Source organism: Streptomyces sp. NPDC057682 (assembly GCF_042799575.1).
In the GTDB taxonomy this organism is placed as follows: Bacteria; Actinomycetota; Actinomycetes; order Streptomycetales; family Streptomycetaceae; genus Streptomyces.
Map to the genome: position 1 here is coordinate 54337 of NZ_JBHVIN010000001.1, position 15114 is coordinate 69450.

The 15114-nt window shown below is 70.0% G+C and carries 13 protein-coding genes; 4 read left to right on the top strand and 9 right to left on the bottom strand.

Translation table 11 applies throughout. From position 1 onward, the window contains the following. Positions 1-3 precede the first annotated feature (3 nt). The 3 genes from ACFVDM_RS00245 to clpB form a co-directional block, all read right to left on the bottom strand. Complete coding sequence (locus ACFVDM_RS00245; RefSeq protein WP_383630737.1) at positions 4-570, bottom strand: YbjN domain-containing protein; 567 nt, start codon at positions 568-570, stop codon at positions 4-6. Positions 571-697: 127 nt separating this feature from the next. Further along, the gene (locus ACFVDM_RS00250; protein WP_383630740.1) at positions 698-1963 is read right to left on the bottom strand and encodes an MFS transporter; all 1266 of its coding nucleotides are present in this window, start codon (positions 1961-1963) and stop codon (positions 698-700) included. A gap of 309 nt (positions 1964-2272) precedes the next feature. Then, complete coding sequence (gene clpB / locus ACFVDM_RS00255) at positions 2273-4867, bottom strand: ATP-dependent chaperone ClpB (RefSeq protein ID WP_383630742.1); 2595 nt, start codon at positions 4865-4867, stop codon at positions 2273-2275. 193 nt (positions 4868-5060) lie between these two features. On the opposite strand from clpB, the gene ACFVDM_RS00260 reads away from it, so the two are divergent. After that, the gene (locus tag ACFVDM_RS00260; RefSeq protein WP_383630745.1) at positions 5061-5465 is read left to right on the top strand and encodes a pyridoxamine 5'-phosphate oxidase family protein; all 405 of its coding nucleotides are present in this window, start codon (positions 5061-5063) and stop codon (positions 5463-5465) included. Between the two features lie 108 nt (positions 5466-5573). On the opposite strand, the gene ACFVDM_RS00265 is transcribed toward ACFVDM_RS00260, so the two are convergent. Together ACFVDM_RS00265 and ACFVDM_RS00270 are read right to left on the bottom strand one after the other, a co-directional pair. Next, positions 5574-5894, bottom strand: a complete 321-nt coding sequence (locus tag ACFVDM_RS00265) for a (2Fe-2S)-binding protein (RefSeq protein ID WP_383630748.1) — start codon at positions 5892-5894, stop codon at positions 5574-5576. Between the two features lies 1 nt (position 5895). Then, positions 5896-6147 carry a hypothetical protein gene (locus ACFVDM_RS00270; RefSeq protein WP_383630751.1) on the bottom strand — a complete coding sequence of 84 codons (252 nt, stop codon included), beginning with the start codon at positions 6145-6147 and terminating at the stop codon, positions 5896-5898. Between the two features lie 113 nt (positions 6148-6260). Between ACFVDM_RS00270 and ACFVDM_RS00275 the strand changes: the two genes are divergently transcribed. Then, complete coding sequence (locus tag ACFVDM_RS00275) at positions 6261-7271, top strand: helix-turn-helix transcriptional regulator (protein ID WP_383630754.1); 1011 nt, start codon at positions 6261-6263, stop codon at positions 7269-7271. A gap of 115 nt (positions 7272-7386) precedes the next feature. On the opposite strand, the gene ACFVDM_RS00280 is transcribed toward ACFVDM_RS00275, so the two are convergent. The 4 genes from ACFVDM_RS00280 to dnaK form a co-directional block, all read right to left on the bottom strand. Further along, a complete protein-coding gene (locus tag ACFVDM_RS00280) occupies positions 7387-7833 on the bottom strand; it encodes a heat shock protein transcriptional repressor HspR (protein WP_383630757.1) in 447 nt (148 codons plus the stop codon). A 1-nt stretch (position 7834) separates the two neighbouring features. Further along, the gene (gene dnaJ, locus ACFVDM_RS00285; protein ID WP_383630760.1) at positions 7835-9019 is read right to left on the bottom strand and encodes a molecular chaperone DnaJ; all 1185 of its coding nucleotides are present in this window, start codon (positions 9017-9019) and stop codon (positions 7835-7837) included. Between the two features lie 123 nt (positions 9020-9142). After that, positions 9143-9787, bottom strand: coding sequence for a nucleotide exchange factor GrpE (gene grpE / locus ACFVDM_RS00290; protein WP_383630763.1), 645 nt, complete (start codon positions 9785-9787; stop codon positions 9143-9145). Then, complete coding sequence (gene dnaK / locus ACFVDM_RS00295) at positions 9784-11634, bottom strand: molecular chaperone DnaK (protein WP_383630766.1); 1851 nt, start codon at positions 11632-11634, stop codon at positions 9784-9786. Before dnaK ends, grpE begins: the two co-directional genes overlap by 4 nt. Before the next feature lie 340 nt (positions 11635-11974). Between dnaK and ACFVDM_RS00300 the strand changes: the two genes are divergently transcribed. Together ACFVDM_RS00300 and ACFVDM_RS00305 are read left to right on the top strand one after the other, a co-directional pair. Then, a complete protein-coding gene (locus tag ACFVDM_RS00300; RefSeq protein ID WP_383630769.1) occupies positions 11975-12574 on the top strand; it encodes a sugar transferase in 600 nt (199 codons plus the stop codon). 93 nt (positions 12575-12667) lie between these two features. Beyond that, positions 12668-14959, top strand: a complete 2292-nt coding sequence (locus tag ACFVDM_RS00305; protein WP_383630772.1) for a (Fe-S)-binding protein — start codon at positions 12668-12670, stop codon at positions 14957-14959. Positions 14960-15114: the final 155 nt, after the last annotated feature.

Here is a 15114-nt window from a genome sequence, read left to right on the forward strand (position 1 = left end):
GGCTCAGACTCCCGGCGGCGTCGGGTCGCCCTCGGCGCCCTCCGTCTTCTCCTCGGCCGGGGCCAGGCCCAGGCGCTCCAGCAGCCACTTGTCGAACTCGATGGAGGCGCGCACCCAGCTGACCGTCGAGGAGACGAAGTGCTCCAGCGAGACGCCGGTGCCGATGAGCATCTGCGCCTCACCGATCAGCCGGATCGAGGTGCCGGTCTCCTCGGAGCCCTCCTCGGGCTCGTGGGTGTGGGTGTAGACCTTGGGCCACAGGGTGCGGCGGTTCCAGTCGTCGATCGCGTCGAGGAGGACCGGGCGCTGGTCCGCGTCGTGCGGGCGGTCGTAGAACGTACGGACCGAGAAGACCTGCTGCTCGCCCTCGCCGCGGAACATGAAGTACGTGCGGAACTCTTCCCACGGCGCGGCGAGGTCGCCCTCGTCGTCGACGACGTACTTGAGCTCCATCTGCTCCAGGAGCTGCTTGACGAGGTCCTGGTCGGGGACGACGGGGCCCTCCGGTCCTGCCGCCTGCGGTTCGGGCTGGCCCCCGAAGTTGGGGATCGAGGACGGGTCGATAGACATCGCTGGGTACTCCTGTGGATCGCGCGTGGTTTCCTGCCGACGACCCTAGCCGCGTTTGGGCGCCGGAGCGTAGACCGCCCGGGGCCTTGGCCGTGCGTCCGGACCGGGCGGGACGGTGCGAGGGGTGCTACGCCTTCCCGGGAAGCATCTCGGCCCCGGTCCCCCGTGCCCGTGCCCAGGCGGTGGCGGCCAGGACGGCACAGATCACCCCGAGGACCCCGGAGGCCCCGATGGTGGTCCCCGAGGAGCCGGTCAGCTCGGTCACCGCCCCGCCGGCGGCCACACCGATGCCCTGCATGGCGGTCACCCCGGACCGGGCGAGCCCCAGCGCCTGGCCGCGCCGGTCGGGCGGGGTCAGCAGGACGAAGGTGGCCCCCGCGGTGATCTGGTACGCCGAGCAGACCCCGGCGACCAGCAGCAGGAACATCGCCACTTCCGTACTGGGGTGGAGCAGGTAGACGACCAGCGGCAGGTTCGCGGCGACGGCCAGCGGGCCGAGCAGCCGGCGCCGGGTCTCGTCCCCGACCCCGGACCGTCCCAGCAGGGCTGCGCCCAGCACCATGCCCGCCGGATGCGCGGCGAGCAGCAGCCCCACCGCGTAGGTCCCGCCGCCGGCCTCGTCGGCGAACGGGGCGGCCAGCCCCTCCGGCAGGACGACGAACCCCGCGAGCCAGCCCAGGGCCAGCAGCGAGCGGAGCCTGCGGTCCGACCAGATCAGTGCTGCGGCGCCGCCGACCTGGGCGCCGAGCTTCGCCGTACGCGCCTCGGCGCTCGTCACCGGGCGGGCCTTCACACCGAACCGGATGAGGGCCGCCGAGACCAGGAAGGTCGCCGCGTTCACCGCCAGCGAGCGGTTGCTGCCCAGCCACGCGACCAGCAGCCCGCCCCCGGCGAACCCGACCAGCTGGCCCGCCTGATGGGTGATCTGCATGACCCGCTGGCCGCGCTCGTACCGCTCGACGCCCAGCACGGTGGGCAGGAGCGCGCCCTGGGCGGCGCCGAAGGGCGCCTCGGCCAGCTGCGCCAGCACCAGCAGTCCGGCGAGCAGTGGCAGCGGCATCCCGGGCAGCGCCATCAGCCCGACCAGCACCATCCGGGTCAGATCGCAGCTGACCATGACCGTACGCCGGGGGAACCGGTCCGCGAGACCGGAGAGCAGCACTCCGGAGAGCAGCGCCGGCAAGGTGGTCAGGGCATAGGTCGCCGCGGTCCATCCCGGCGAGTCCGTACGTTCGAAGACAAGCAACGAAAGCGCCACACGGGCCAGCTGGTCGCCCAGGATCGACTGAGCGTAAGCAGCCCAAAGGGTACGGAATTCGCCAAGGTGAAAGAGATTGTCAGATCTGGACTTCTTGGGTCCGTTGGTTATCTCATCGCCTGTCCGCTCGTTCATGCGGGCACGCTACCGGCCTCACAATTCGACCTCTATTCCCAGCCGCGGGCAGGTCGCCGCAGGTGGGGTGCGGTGTCCTGTTTATACGCGCACCCCTGGCCGGGCAGCGGGGCTCCGCACCTCGAACTCCCTTGCCAGAGGGGGTTCGAGGTGGTCACCGAAGCCCTGGGAAGGGCGTTCGCGCGCAGGGGGCGGGGCAGCACGTTTGGCGCGATACCGATGCCGGGGAATGGACCGCTCCGGACGGGGGACGTCCCGCCTATTCCTCGGTAATCACCGTATTCCCGACGTCCGCGTTCCGGCGGCGGCTCAGACCGCCCGGCCGACGAGCAGTCCGTCACCGGCCCGGTCGACGCGCACCGTGTCGCCGTCCGCGACCTCGCCCGCGAGGATCTCCTTCGCGAGCCGGTCGCCGATCGCCGTCTGGATGAGGCGGCGCAGCGGCCGGGCGCCGTAGGCCGGGTCGTTGCCCTCCTCGGCCAGCCACTCCAGGGCCTCGGGGGTGACGTCCAGGGTGAGCCGCCGGTCGGCCAGCCGCTTGGCGAGCCGGTCGATCTGGAGCCCCGCGATATGCGCGAGTTCGTCGCCGGACAGCGCGGAGAAGACCACCAGATCGTCCAGCCGGTTCAGGAACTCCGGCTTGAACGCGGCCCGGACCACGTCCAGGACCTGGCTCTTCTTCTCCTCGGGCTTGCTCAGCGGATCGGTCAGGTACTGGCTGCCGAGGTTGGACGTCAGGATCAGGATGGTGTTGCGGAAGTCCACCGTCCGGCCCTGTCCGTCGGTGAGCCGGCCGTCGTCGAGGACCTGGAGCAGGATGTCGAAGACCTCGGGATGGGCCTTCTCGACCTCGTCCAGCAGCACGACGGTGTACGGGCGGCGGCGGACGGCCTCGGTGAGCTGGCCGCCCTCCTCGTAGCCGACGTATCCGGGCGGGGCGCCGACCAGCCGGGCGACGCTGTGCTTCTCGCTGTACTCGCTCATGTCGATGCGGACCATGGCCCGCTCGTCGTCGAAGAGGAAGTCGGCGAGCGCCTTGGCCAGTTCGGTCTTGCCGACGCCGGTCGGGCCGAGGAAGAGGAACGAGCCGGTGGGCCGGTCGGGGTCGGCGATCCCGGCCCGGGTGCGGCGCACCGCGTCCGAGACGGCCTGCACGGCCTCGGTCTGCCCGATGAGCCGCTTGCCCAGCTCCGCCTCCATGCGCAGCAGCTTCTGCGTCTCGCCCTCCAGGAGCCGGCCGGCCGGGATGCCGGTCCAGGCGCCCACGACATCGGCGATGTCGTCGGGGCCGACCTCCTCCTTGACCAGGGTCTCCTTGGGCTCGCGGGCGGCCTCCTGCTCGGCCTCGTCGGCCTCGGCCAGCTCGCGCTCCAGTCCGGGGATCTCCCCGTACAGCAGCTTGGACGCGGTGTCGAAGTCGCCGTCGCGCTGGGCGCGTTCGGCCTGGCCGCGCAGGTCGTCGAGGCGTTCCTTCAGCTCACCGACCCGGTTGAGGCCCTGCTTCTCCTTCTCCCAGCGGGCGTTGAGGCCGCGCAGCTCCTCCTGCTTGTCGGCGAGGTCGCGGCGCAGCTTCTCCAGCCGCTGCTTGGACGCGGGGTCCGTCTCGTTCTTGAGGGCCAGCTCCTCCATGAGCAACCGGTCCACCGAGCGCTGGAGTTCGTCGATCTCGACGGGCGAGGAGTCGATCTCCATGCGCAGCCGGGAGGCGGCTTCGTCGACGAGGTCGATGGCCTTGTCGGGGAGGAAGCGGGAGGTGATGTAGCGGTCGGAGAGCGTCGCGGCGGCGACCAGTGAGGCGTCCGCGATCTGCACCTTGTGGTGGGCCTCGTAGCGGCCCTTGAGCCCGCGCAGGATCGCGATGGTGTCCTCGACGGTCGGCTCGGCCACCAGTACCTGCTGGAAGCGGCGCTCCAGGGCCGGGTCCTTCTCGATGCGCTCGCGGTACTCGTCGAGCGTGGTGGCGCCGACCATCCGCAGTTCGCCGCGGGCCAGCATCGGCTTGAGCATGTTGCCCGCGTCCATCGCCGAGTCGCCGCCGGCGCCAGCGCCGACGACGGTGTGCAGTTCGTCGATGAAGGTGATGATCTGGCCGTCGCTCTCCTTGATCTCGGAGAGGACGGTCTTCAGGCGCTCCTCGAACTCGCCGCGGTACTTCGCGCCCGCGACCATCGCGCCGAGGTCCAGCGAGACGAGCCGCTTGTTCTTCAGGGACTCCGGGACGTCGCCCTTGACGATGCGCTGGGCCAGCCCCTCGACGACGGCGGTCTTGCCGACGCCGGGCTCGCCGATGAGCACCGGGTTGTTCTTGGTCCGGCGCGAGAGCACCTGGACGACGCGGCGGATCTCCTGGTCGCGCCCGATGACCGGGTCGAGCCGGCCCTCACGCGCGGCCGCCGTGAAGTCCGTACCGAATTTCTCCAGGGCCTTGTACTGGCCCTCCGGGTCCGGTGTGGTCACCCGGCGCCCTCCCCTGCTCTTCTCGAACGCGTCCAGCAGCTTCTTCGCACTGGCGCCCTGCCCGTCGAGGATCTCACCGGCCCGGCCGCCCTTCGCGGCGACGCCGATCAGCAGGTGCTCGGTGGAGATGTAGTCGTCGCCCAGCTCCTTGGCCCGCTCGGCGGCGTCGGAGATGACGGCCAGCAGCTCGCGGTTGGGCTGCGGCGGTGCGACGGTCGAGCCGGTCACGCTGGGCTGGGCGCCCAGCAGCCGCTCGGTCTCGGTGCGCACGGCGATCTGGTCCGCGTCCACGGCGGCCAGCAGATCGACCAGGTTCTCGTTGTCCTCGCCCGAGAGCAGCGCCAGCAGCAGATGCCCGGGGGTCAGATCGGGGTGTCCGTCCTTCACGGCCCTGCTGGTGGCCGCGTTGATCGCGTCCCGGCTCCTGTTGGTCAGCTCGGCGTCCACGTGCGCTGTCTCCTTCCTGCGGCGGCGGTTCTGGCTCAATACTGATGACTGACACGGTCAACGTGCACAAAGTTGAGTCTATTCCACTCAAGGCAGTTTCGCGGACTCCGCGCGCACCCGTCCGCTCCGAGTGAACCGGCGCCCCGGTCGGCCCGCCACCGCAGCGCTCCCGACCCCTGCATACGCTGGCCCCATGGCAGTCGACGTACGCGATCCCGGCCCGGACTACCTGGCCTTCTGGCGCGAGCCCCACTATTCGGCCCTCACCACGCACCGCCCCGACGGCACCCCGCACGTGGTGCCGGTCTGCGTGACGTACGACCCCGAGGCGGGCCTCGCCCGGGTCATCACCAACAGGAACAGCCGCAAGGCCGCCCACATCCTGGCCGCCGGCCCGGACGGCGCCCGGGTCGCGGCCTGCCAGGTGAGCGGGCGCCGCTGGGCGACCCTGGAGGGCGTCGCCCGGATCCGTACGGAGGAGGACCGGGTCGCCGAGGCCGTGCGCCGGCACACCGAGCGCTACGCCCGCACCCCGTCGCCCAACCCCGACCGCGTCGTCATCGAGATCACCCTCGACCGGGCGCTCGGACGGGCCTGACCGCGCCCCGGCCGTACCCGGACAGCACAACGGCGCCACCGTGTTCAGGTCACGGAGGCGCCGTTGTGTGGGGGAGTGACTGAGCGACGTGGAACGACGGGGGATCGCTCAGGCACTGCGGGGGGTGGCGGAAATGGTTTCGGGTTCGAACAGCTGGTGGTCACGCCGGTCGAGGTTCACAAAGATCATGTCGTACCGGATGGCACAGCGCACCGGCTGCGGCGCGCCGCGCGGCTTGCGGAGGCAGCGGTAGGCCCGCACCTCTCCGTCGTCCTCACGGGCGACGACGACCGGGTCGCCGAACAGAGTGACCATCAACGAATCACCACGGTGGGGGAGGGCCGTGACGAGGTCGATGAAGTGCCACCCTGAGCGGTAGGCCGTTGCCATCTCGCGCCGGAAGGTCCGGTCGTCCGGCGGGGTGGTCATGTCAGGCGCCCGCACGGGTCGGCTGAACCCAGGCGATGTCGCCGGGGGCCGCGGCCTGGACACGCCACGCGATGTCGGACGGTGCGGCGTTTCCGCCGAACCAGGCGATGTCGCCGGCCGCACCCGCCCGGGTCGACCAGGCGATGTCGCCCGCCGTCGCCCCGGACCCGCTCCTCCAGGCAATGTCGCCGGCGCTCAGGGCCCCGAGGCTCAGAGCCGCAACGAACGAGGCGGCAAGCGCCGAGCGAAGCATTCGCTTATACATAGTCGGCTTCGTCCTCACTTGTGGATTCTTCTCCCCCGCACCAAAGACGATGTCTCACCTGGGCACACGAACACCACCAAGTCGATGCATCATGTTCCTGCATGTTCAGGAACCTGGGGGGTGGAGAAATGGTCAGAAGTGATATAAAGCCGACACATCCTCATGGCATCACTGAGCTGTGCGACGAAGGAAGACGTCTCTACGCAAGTGCGCTGCGTTCGGGCCGCATCGCCCGGAGCGAGGCCGAACCCGCGCCCTGCCTCATGGACTTCGCGCTGCTGCACCCCGACCCCGACGACGCCGCCTGGCTCAGACCCGTCCCTCCGTCGGCCGCCCTGGCGAAGCATCTCAACCCCATCGAGCGCGAGATCCAGGAACGGCGCCGCCACTCGATCCAGCTGGCCGAATCCTTCGAACCCTTCATGGACATCAGCGCCCAGGACGCGCCCACCACCCATGCCATCACCGTGCTGGAGGGCTTCAACCGGATCAACGCGGCACTCGACCTGGCCACTGCAGAGTGCCGGACCGAGGTCCTCACCGTCCAGCCCGGCGGCGGCCGGAGCGAGGACCGGCTCAGCGAGGCGCTGGAGCGCGGGCTGTCCGTGGTGGACCGCGGCGTCAGCATTCGCACCCTGTACCAGCACACGGTCCGCCACAGCCCCGGAATACTGGCGTACGCCGAGCGCATCGCCGACGAGAGCGTCGAGATCCGCACTCTTGAGGAGCTCATCGAACGGCTCATCATCTTCGACCGCACGGTCGCGTTCATCCCGGCGACGGACGACCGCCAGAACGCCCTGGAACTGCGCCACCCCGGACTCGTCGAGTACCTGGTGAAGGTGTTCGAGCAGCTGTGGGCCCGCGCGGCCCCCCTCCGCGAAGAGGTCAAGTACGACTCCGTGCCCCGCGGGATCAGCGGCGTCCAGCGCTCCATCGCCCAACTGCTCGTCGAGGGCCACGTCGACGACTCCATCGCCCGCCGGCTCGGCATGAACGTCCGCACCTGCCGCGCCCACGTGGCCAAGCTCAACGCCGCCCTCGGCAGCAACAGCCGCGCCCAGCTCGGCTATCTGATCGCCCGGTCGGGCATCCTCGACCAGGAGGCCTGACCGCACCCCTCCCCGGCACACGAGAAACCCGCCACCCCGGCGAACGGGATGACGGGCCTCTCCTGCGGGCCGTGCGGGCCGTACGGGCCCCGGAAGGCACCCGGGACCCGCCGGGTCAGTCCTTCGGCCGCTTGGGGCGCCAGACGACCAGCGCGCTGGTCTGCTGCACGTCCTGGTACGGCACGAGATCGCGCCGGTAGGAGGCGTGGACCTGGGCCTCGCGCTGCTGCATCGCCGCCGCCGCGCCGTCCACCGCCGCCGAGAGCTCGGCGACGCGCTGCTGGAGCGCGGCGACCTGGTTCTCCAGCTCGATGATGCGCTTGATCCCGGCGAGGTTGATCCCCTCGTCCTGCGACAGCTGCTGCACGGTGCGCAGCAGCTCGATGTCGCGGGCCGAGTAGCGCCGGCCACGCCCGGCCGTGCGGTCGGGCGAGACCAGACCGAGCCGGTCGTACTGGCGCAGCGTCTGCGGATGCAGGCCCGAGAGCTGGGCCGCGATCGAGATCACGTACACCGGGGAATCGTCGGTGAGTTCGTACGGATTGCGTCGTCGGCCGTCCACCTCAAGCTCCCTTCGCTGCCTGGAACAGCTCCGCCCGCGGGTCCTGGTCCGCGGTCGCCTTCCGGTAGGCCTCCAGGGCGTCCCGGGCCTCGTCGCCCAGGTCCCTGGGGACCGCCACCTCGACGGTGACCAGCAGGTCGCCACGGGTGCCGTCCTTGCGCACGGCGCCCTTGCCCCGGGCTCGCATGGTGCGTCCGCCCGGCGTACCGGCCGGAAGCTTCAGGGTGACGGGCGGCCCGCCGAGCGTCGGCACCTTCACCTCGCCGCCGAGCGCCGCCTCCGTGAAGGAGACCGGCACGGTGACCGTGAGGTTGTCGCCCTTGCGGCCGAAGACCGGGTGGGCGTCGACGTGGACGACGACGTAGAGGTCGCCGGCCGGTCCGCCGCGCTCGCCCGGCGCGCCCTTGCCGCGCAGCCGGATCCGCTGGCCGTCCAGGACGCCCGCGGGGATCCGCACCTGCATGGTGCGGGAGGACTTGGCCCGGCCGCTGCCCTTGCAGACCTCGCAGGGGTCCTGGGCGATGAGGCCCCGGCCCTTGCAGTCCACACAGGGATCGGTGAGCGAGAAGCCGCCGCCGCTGCCGCGCGAGACCTGGCCGGTGCCGACACAGGTCGGGCAGACCCTCGGGGTGCCGTTCTTGTCGCCGGTGCCGGAGCAGGCCTTGCAGGGCGCCTGGCTGGACATCCGCAGCGGGACCGTGGCCCCGTCGACCGCCTCGGTGAAGCTGAGCGTCACCTCGGACTCGATGTCCTGGCCGCGGCGCGGCTGCACCCGGGGGCCGGCACCCGTGCCGCCCCGGTTGAACAGCCCGCCGAAGACGTCGCCCAGACCGCCGCCGCCGAATCCGCCGGCGCCGCCCTGGCCGCCCTGCGCGCCCCCGAAGAGGTCGCCCAGGTCGAAGTTGAAGTTGCCCTGCGCGCCGCCGGGTCCGGCGCGGAAACCGCCGTTGCCGAAGAGGGCGCGCGCCTCGTCGTACTCCTTGCGCTTCTTGGTGTCGCCGAGGACGTCGTTCGCCTCGGAGATCTCCTTGAAGCGCTCCTCCGCCTTGTCGTCGCCCTTGTTGGCGTCCGGGTGGAACTCGCGGGCGAGCTTCCGGTACGCCTTCTTGATCTCGGCGTCGGTGGCGTCCTTCGGGACGCCGAGAACCTTGTAGTAGTCCTTCTCGACGAAGTCCTTCGTACTCATCGACGTCCCTCCTTCCGGACGATCGGCCGGGGGCCTCCCGTACGGACCCCGCCGCGGTGCGGCAGCGTCCGGGCGAGAGGCCCCGTGACCGGGCGGTGTGCGGCCTGGTGGTCGGACGGGATGTCAGACCTCCTCGCCGCCACCGCTCTCCTCGTCGTCGGTCTTCTCTTCCTTGGCGGCCGGGGTCGCCCCCGGCTGCGGCTCGGCCACGGCCACCCGCGCGGGGCGGATGGTCCGTTCGCCGATCCGGTACCCCGGCTGCAGGATCGCCACGCAGGTCGTCTCGGTGACGTCCGGCGCGTAGCTGTGCATCAGGGCCTCGTGGATCGTCGGGTCGAAGGGCTCGCCCTCCTTGCCGAACTGCTGGAGTCCCAGCTTGGCGACGACCGTCTCCAGGGATTCGGCCACCGACTTGAACCCGCCCACCAGCTCACCGTGGTCACGGGCCCGGCCGACGTCGTCGAGCACCGGCAGGAGCTCGGACAGGAGCGCCGCGACGGCGATCTCCTTGACCGTGACCCGGTCCCGCTCGACCCGGCGGCGGTAGTTCTGGTACTCGGCCTGGAGGCGCTGGAGGTCGCCGGTGCGCTCGCTGAGCGCACTGCGTGCCTGGTCCAGCTGGGCCGTCAGACCGGTGGTCCGATCAGCGTCCCCGGCCGGGGCCGCCTTCTCCGAGGAGGAGTCGGCGGCCTTCGGCTCGGCGTCGTCGGGGGTGGCGCCGGAGGGGACGTCGGGCTCCTCCTCGAAGCCCGGAGTCTCCTCGGTCACGCCGCACCGCCCTTGGTGTCCTTCTCGTCGTCGACGATCTCGGCGTCGACCACGTCGTCCTGGCCGTCGGCCTGGGCACCCGGCTGCGGGTCGCCCTGCGGGCCGCCCTCGGCCTGGGCGTTGGCGTACATGGCCTGGCCCAGCTTCTGGGAGACGGCCGCGACCTTCTCGGTGGCCGTGCGGATCTCGGCGGTGTCCTCGCCCTTGAGCTTCTCCTTCAGCTCGGTGAGCGCGGTCTCCACCTCCGTCTTCACGTCACCGGGGACCTTGTCCTCGTTGTCCTTGAGGAACTTCTCCGTCTGGTAGACGAGCTGCTCGCCCTGGTTGCGCGACTCGGCGGCCTCGCGGCGGGCGTGGTCCTCCTCCGCGTACTTCTCGGCCTCCTCACGCATCCGGTTGACCTCGTCCTTCGGCAGCGAGGAGCCGCCGGTGACGGTCATCTTCTGCTCCTTGCCGGTGCCGAGGTCCTTGGCGGCGACGTGCATGATGCCGTTGGCGTCGATGTCGAAGGCGACCTCGATCTGCGGGACACCGCGCGGCGCCGGCGGAAGGCCGGTCAGCTCGAACATCCCGAGCTTCTTGTTGTACGCCGCGATCTCGCGCTCGCCCTGGTAGACCTGGATCTGCACGGACGGCTGGTTGTCCTCGGCCGTCGTGAAGATCTCGGAGCGCTTGGTCGGGATCGTGGTGTTGCGCTCGATGAGCTTGGTCATGATCCCTCCCTTGGTCTCGATGCCGAGGGACAGCGGGGTGACGTCGAGGAGCAGGACGTCCTTGACCTCGCCCTTGAGGACACCGGCCTGGAGCGAGGCGCCGATGGCGACGACCTCGTCCGGGTTCACGCTCTTGTTGGCCTCCTGGCCGCCGGTCAGCTCCTTGACGAGCTCGGCGACGGCCGGCATGCGGGTGGAGCCACCGACGAGAACGACGTGGTCGATCTCGGAGAGCTGGATGCCCGCGTCCTTGATGACGTTGTGGAACGGCGTCTTGCAGCGGTCCAGGAGATCGGCGGTGAGCTGCTGGAACTGCGAGCGCGTGAGCTTCTCGTCCAGGTGCAGCGGGCCCTCGGCCGACGCCGTGATGTACGGCAGGTTGATCGTGGTCTCCGTCGAGGAGGACAGCTCGATCTTCGCCTTCTCCGCGGCCTCGCGGAGACGCTGGAGAGCCATCTTGTCCTTGGACAGGTCCACGCCGTGCCCGTTGGCGAACTGCTTCACCAGGTAGTCGACGACGCGCTGGTCCCAGTCGTCACCACCGAGCTGGTTGTCGCCGTTGGTGGCCTTCACCTCGACGACGCCGTCGCCGATCTCCAGGAGGGACACGTCGAAGGTGCCGCCACCGAGGTCGAAGACGAGGATCGTCTGGTCGTCCTTGTCGAGCCCGTACGCCAGCGCGGCGGCCGTCGGCTCGTTGACGATGCGCAGGACGTTCAGGCCCGCGATCTCGCCGGCCTCCTTCGTCGCCTGGCGCTCGGAGTCGTTGAAGTACGCCGGAACGGTGATGACCGCGTCGGTGACCTTCTCGCCCAGGTAGGCCTCGGCGTCGCGCTTCAGCTTCTGCAGGATGAAGGCGCTCATCTGCTGCGGGTTGAAGCTCTTGCCGTCGAGGTCGATCTTCCAGTCCGTGCCCATGTGGCGCTTGACGGAGCGGATGGTCCTGTCGACGTTCGTCACAGCCTGGCGCTTGGCGACCTCGCCGACCAGCACCTCGCCGTTCTTCGCGAAGGCGACGACGGACGGCGTGGTCCTGGCGCCTTCGGCGTTGGTGATGACGGTGGGCTCGCCGCCTTCGAGAACGCTGACGACGGAGTTAGTCGTGCCCAGGTCGATGCCGACCGCACGTGCCATTTCAATTCCTCCAACTGACTACTTGAGTGGATCTGGCTCAAGGATGCATGACACCCGCCCCAGAGTCAACAGACCTGAGTCGAGTCGACTCAACTAACATGCATGTACCCCATGCGACCAGGGAAAACATCACTCCGAAGGGGACCGGACACCCTTCGCATACGGGCCGTACGCACCCGACCCACCCCTCCGGCGCGCGACACCCCGCACCCCCCGGGGGCCACACACCCCTCCCCATCATCGCCTCGTGGGATCGTTCTGTCACAAAATGCCGAGAGCCGCGCAAAACCGGCACCCGATCCGCCCACGGCGGGCGGCCCGACCCAGGCAGGTGCGAACGATGCAGACGCGTACACCGAGGTCCACGCGGGGGCGCACACCGCGCCTCCCCTCCGCGAAACGCACCCTGGACCTGACACTCGGCACGACCCTCCTGCTGCTGGCCGCCCCGCTGATCGCCGCGGCCGCCCTGGCCCTCGCCGTACGCGGCGGCCCCGGCTCCGCCTGGACGCACGCGCCCCGGATCGGCGCCGGGGGCCGCCCCTTCACGCTGCGGTCGCTGCGCACCCGGCGGCTGCGGCTGCACGTCCTGTCCCGGCTGCCCCATGTCGTACGGGGCGAGCTGTCCCTGGTCGGCCCGGCGCCACTCACGCCGGCCGAGGCGCTCGGGCGGCGGACGGATGCGCGAGACTGGCGGCTGGAACTGCGGCCCGGCCTGACCGGCCTGGCCCAGGTCCGCCACCGTTCGGCCATGCCGTGGGACGCGGCGGACCTCCTCGACCAGCACTACGCCGAACACCACCGGCTCCGGCTGGATCTGGCGATCCTGGTCCGGGCCGCGGGAGGACCCCTGCGCGAGACGGCCGCCCGGCTGCGGCACGGCAAGGCACGCCTGAGCGACACAGATCACCGCCTGCCCGGCTACAGGACGGCGGAATAAGTGGATAGTGTCAGCACAGACTGATTAAGTTACTGCTTAGTAATCAGCGATCATCGCTGAATCCCACCCGAGCAGGCCCGAGGAGCCCCCACCATGCAACTCGCCGCGATCATCGTGTCGCTGGTGCTGACCGTCGTCGGCGTCGCGCTCCTCGCCCGAGCCGTCGCGCAGATCTACCGGTTCGTCCGCCTCGGACAGCCGGTACCGGCGGGCAGTCGCACCGACGACCCCAAGCAGCGCACGATCACCCTGGTCAGGGAGTTCCTCGGCCACACCCGGATGAACCGGTGGGGCATCGTGGGCTTCGCGCACTGGTTCGTCGCGATCGGCTTCCTGACCCTGCCGCCGACGCTGCTCCAGGCCTACGGCCAGCTCTTCAAGGCCGACTGGGTCCTCCCGATCATCGGCGAGTGGCTGCCGTTCGAGCTGTACATCGAGTTCATCGGCCTGATGACGACGGTCGGCATCCTCGTGCTGATCGCCATCCGGCTGCTGAACCTCCCGTCCCGGGCCGGCCGCAAGTCCCGGTTCGCGGGCTCGAAGGCCTGGCAGGCGTACTTCGTCGAGTACGTCATCCTCATCATCGGCCTGGCGATCCTCACCCTGCGCGGTCTTGAGGGCGCGATCCACCACGTCGACGGCTACGAGGCCGCGTACTTCGTCTCGTATCCGCTGGTCCTGGCCTTCAAGGGACTGGCCCTCGGCACCCTGCAGAACCTCATCTACTTCGTCGCCATGATCAAGATCGGCACCTCGCTGATCTGGATGATCACGGTCTCCCTCAACACCAACATGGGTGTCGCCTGGCACCGCTTCCTCGGCTTCCCGAACATCTGGTTCAAGCGGAACGCCGACGGCGCGGTCGCCCTGGGCGCCCTGCAGCCGATGACGACCGGCGGCGAGGAGATCGACTGGGAGGACCCGGCCGAGGACGCCGTCTTCGGCGTCTCCCAGGTCGAGCAGTTCTCCTGGAAGGGCATCCTCGACTTCTCCACCTGCACCGAGTGCGGCCGCTGCCAGTCGCAGTGCCCCGCCTGGAACACCGGCAAGCCGCTCTCCCCGAAGCTCCTGATCATGTCGCTGCGCGACCACGCGCATGCCAAGGCCCCGTATCTGCTGGCCGGCGGCGGCAAGGACATGGAGGGCGAGGAGAAGGCGACCGAGGAGCAGCTGAAGGACGTTCCCGCGGCAGCCCTCGCGGAGGCCGAGCGCCCGCTGATCGGCACGGTCGAGGAGAACGGCGTCATCGACCCGGACGTCCTCTGGTCCTGCACGACCTGCGGTGCGTGCGTGGAGCAGTGCCCGGTCGACATCGAGCACATCGACCACATCGTCGACATGCGCCGCTACCAGGTGATGATCGAGTCCGCGTTCCCGTCCGAGGCGGGCACGATGCTCAAGAACCTGGAGAAGAAGGGCAACCCCTGGGGGCTGGCCAAGAAGCAGCGCGTCGAGTGGACCAAGGAGGTCGACTTCGAGGTCCCGATCGTCGGCAAGGACGTCGAGGACCTCACCGAGGTCGACTACCTCTACTGGGTCGGCTGCGCCGGCGCCCTGGAGGACCGCGCCAAGAAGACCACCAAGGCCTTCGCGGAGCTGCTGCACATCGCGGGCGTCAAGTTCGCGATCATGGGCGGCGACGAGAAGTGCACCGGTGACTCCGCCCGCCGCCTCGGCAACGAGCCGCTGTTCCAGCAGCTCGGCCAGGAGAACGTCGCGATGCTGAACATGGCGTTCGGCGAGGACGACGAGGACGACTCGACCAAGAAGGCCAAGTCCGCGAAGAAGATCGTCGCGACCTGCCCGCACTGCTTCAACACCATCGCCAACGAGTACCCGCAGCTCGGCGGCGAGTTCGAGGTCATCCACCACACGCAGCTGCTCCAGCACCTCATCGACGAGGGCAAGCTGATCCCGGTGACCCCGGTCGAGGGCCTGATCACGTACCACGACCCCTGCTACCTGGGCCGTCACAACAAGATCTACACGCCCCCGCGCGAGATCATCGCCAAGGTCCCGGGTCTGCGGAACGAGGAGATGCACCGCCACAAGGAGCGCGGCTTCTGCTGCGGCGCCGGTGGTGCCCGGATGTGGATGGAGGAGCGGATCGGCAAGCGCATCAACAACGAGCGTGTCGACGAGGCCCTCTCCCTCAACCCGGACATCGTCTCCACCGCCTGCCCGTTCTGCCTGGTCATGCTGACCGACTCGGTCAACGGCAAGAAGGCCGCATCCGAAAGCGGCTCCGCCACGGGCGTCAAGGTGAAGGAGTCGATCCAGGTCGTCGACGTCGCCCAGCTGCTGCTGGAGTCCGTGAAGACCCCGGCCGATCCGACGGGCGAGCCGGAGACGGCCGACGCGCCGGAGCCGGAACCGGCGAAGTAGCCGGACAGCGCGCCACCGCGGTGCGCGGAAGCGGCCGGACCTGCCTCGGGGGCAGGACCGGCCGCTTCTGCTTTCCCGCCGCCGTGACGCATCATGTGGGGCGGCCGGGACGGCCGCGGCCCACGAGACGTACGAGGTGTCCCTCCGGGGATACG

Bases quoted from the DNA above. Each gene is read 5' to 3' on its own strand.
- ACFVDM_RS00245 (WP_383630737.1), bottom strand. From the start codon at position 570: ATGTCTATCGACCCGTCCTCGATCCCCAACTTCGGGGGCCAGCCCGAA.
- ACFVDM_RS00250 (WP_383630740.1), bottom strand. From the start codon at position 1,963: ATGAACGAGCGGACAGGCGATGAGATAACCAACGGACCCAAGAAGTCC.
- ACFVDM_RS00260 (WP_383630745.1), top strand. From the start codon at position 5,061: ATGGCAGTCGACGTACGCGATCCCGGCCCGGACTACCTGGCCTTCTGG.
- ACFVDM_RS00265 (WP_383630748.1), bottom strand. From the start codon at position 5,894: ATGACCACCCCGCCGGACGACCGGACCTTCCGGCGCGAGATGGCAACG.
- ACFVDM_RS00270 (WP_383630751.1), bottom strand. From the start codon at position 6,147: ATGCTTCGCTCGGCGCTTGCCGCCTCGTTCGTTGCGGCTCTGAGCCTC.
- ACFVDM_RS00275 (WP_383630754.1), top strand. From the start codon at position 6,261: ATGTTCAGGAACCTGGGGGGTGGAGAAATGGTCAGAAGTGATATAAAG.
- dnaJ (WP_383630760.1), bottom strand. From the start codon at position 9,019: ATGAGTACGAAGGACTTCGTCGAGAAGGACTACTACAAGGTTCTCGGC.
- dnaK (WP_383630766.1), bottom strand. From the start codon at position 11,634: ATGGCACGTGCGGTCGGCATCGACCTGGGCACGACTAACTCCGTCGTC.
- ACFVDM_RS00300 (WP_383630769.1), top strand. From the start codon at position 11,975: ATGCAGACGCGTACACCGAGGTCCACGCGGGGGCGCACACCGCGCCTC.
- ACFVDM_RS00305 (WP_383630772.1), top strand. From the start codon at position 12,668: ATGCAACTCGCCGCGATCATCGTGTCGCTGGTGCTGACCGTCGTCGGC.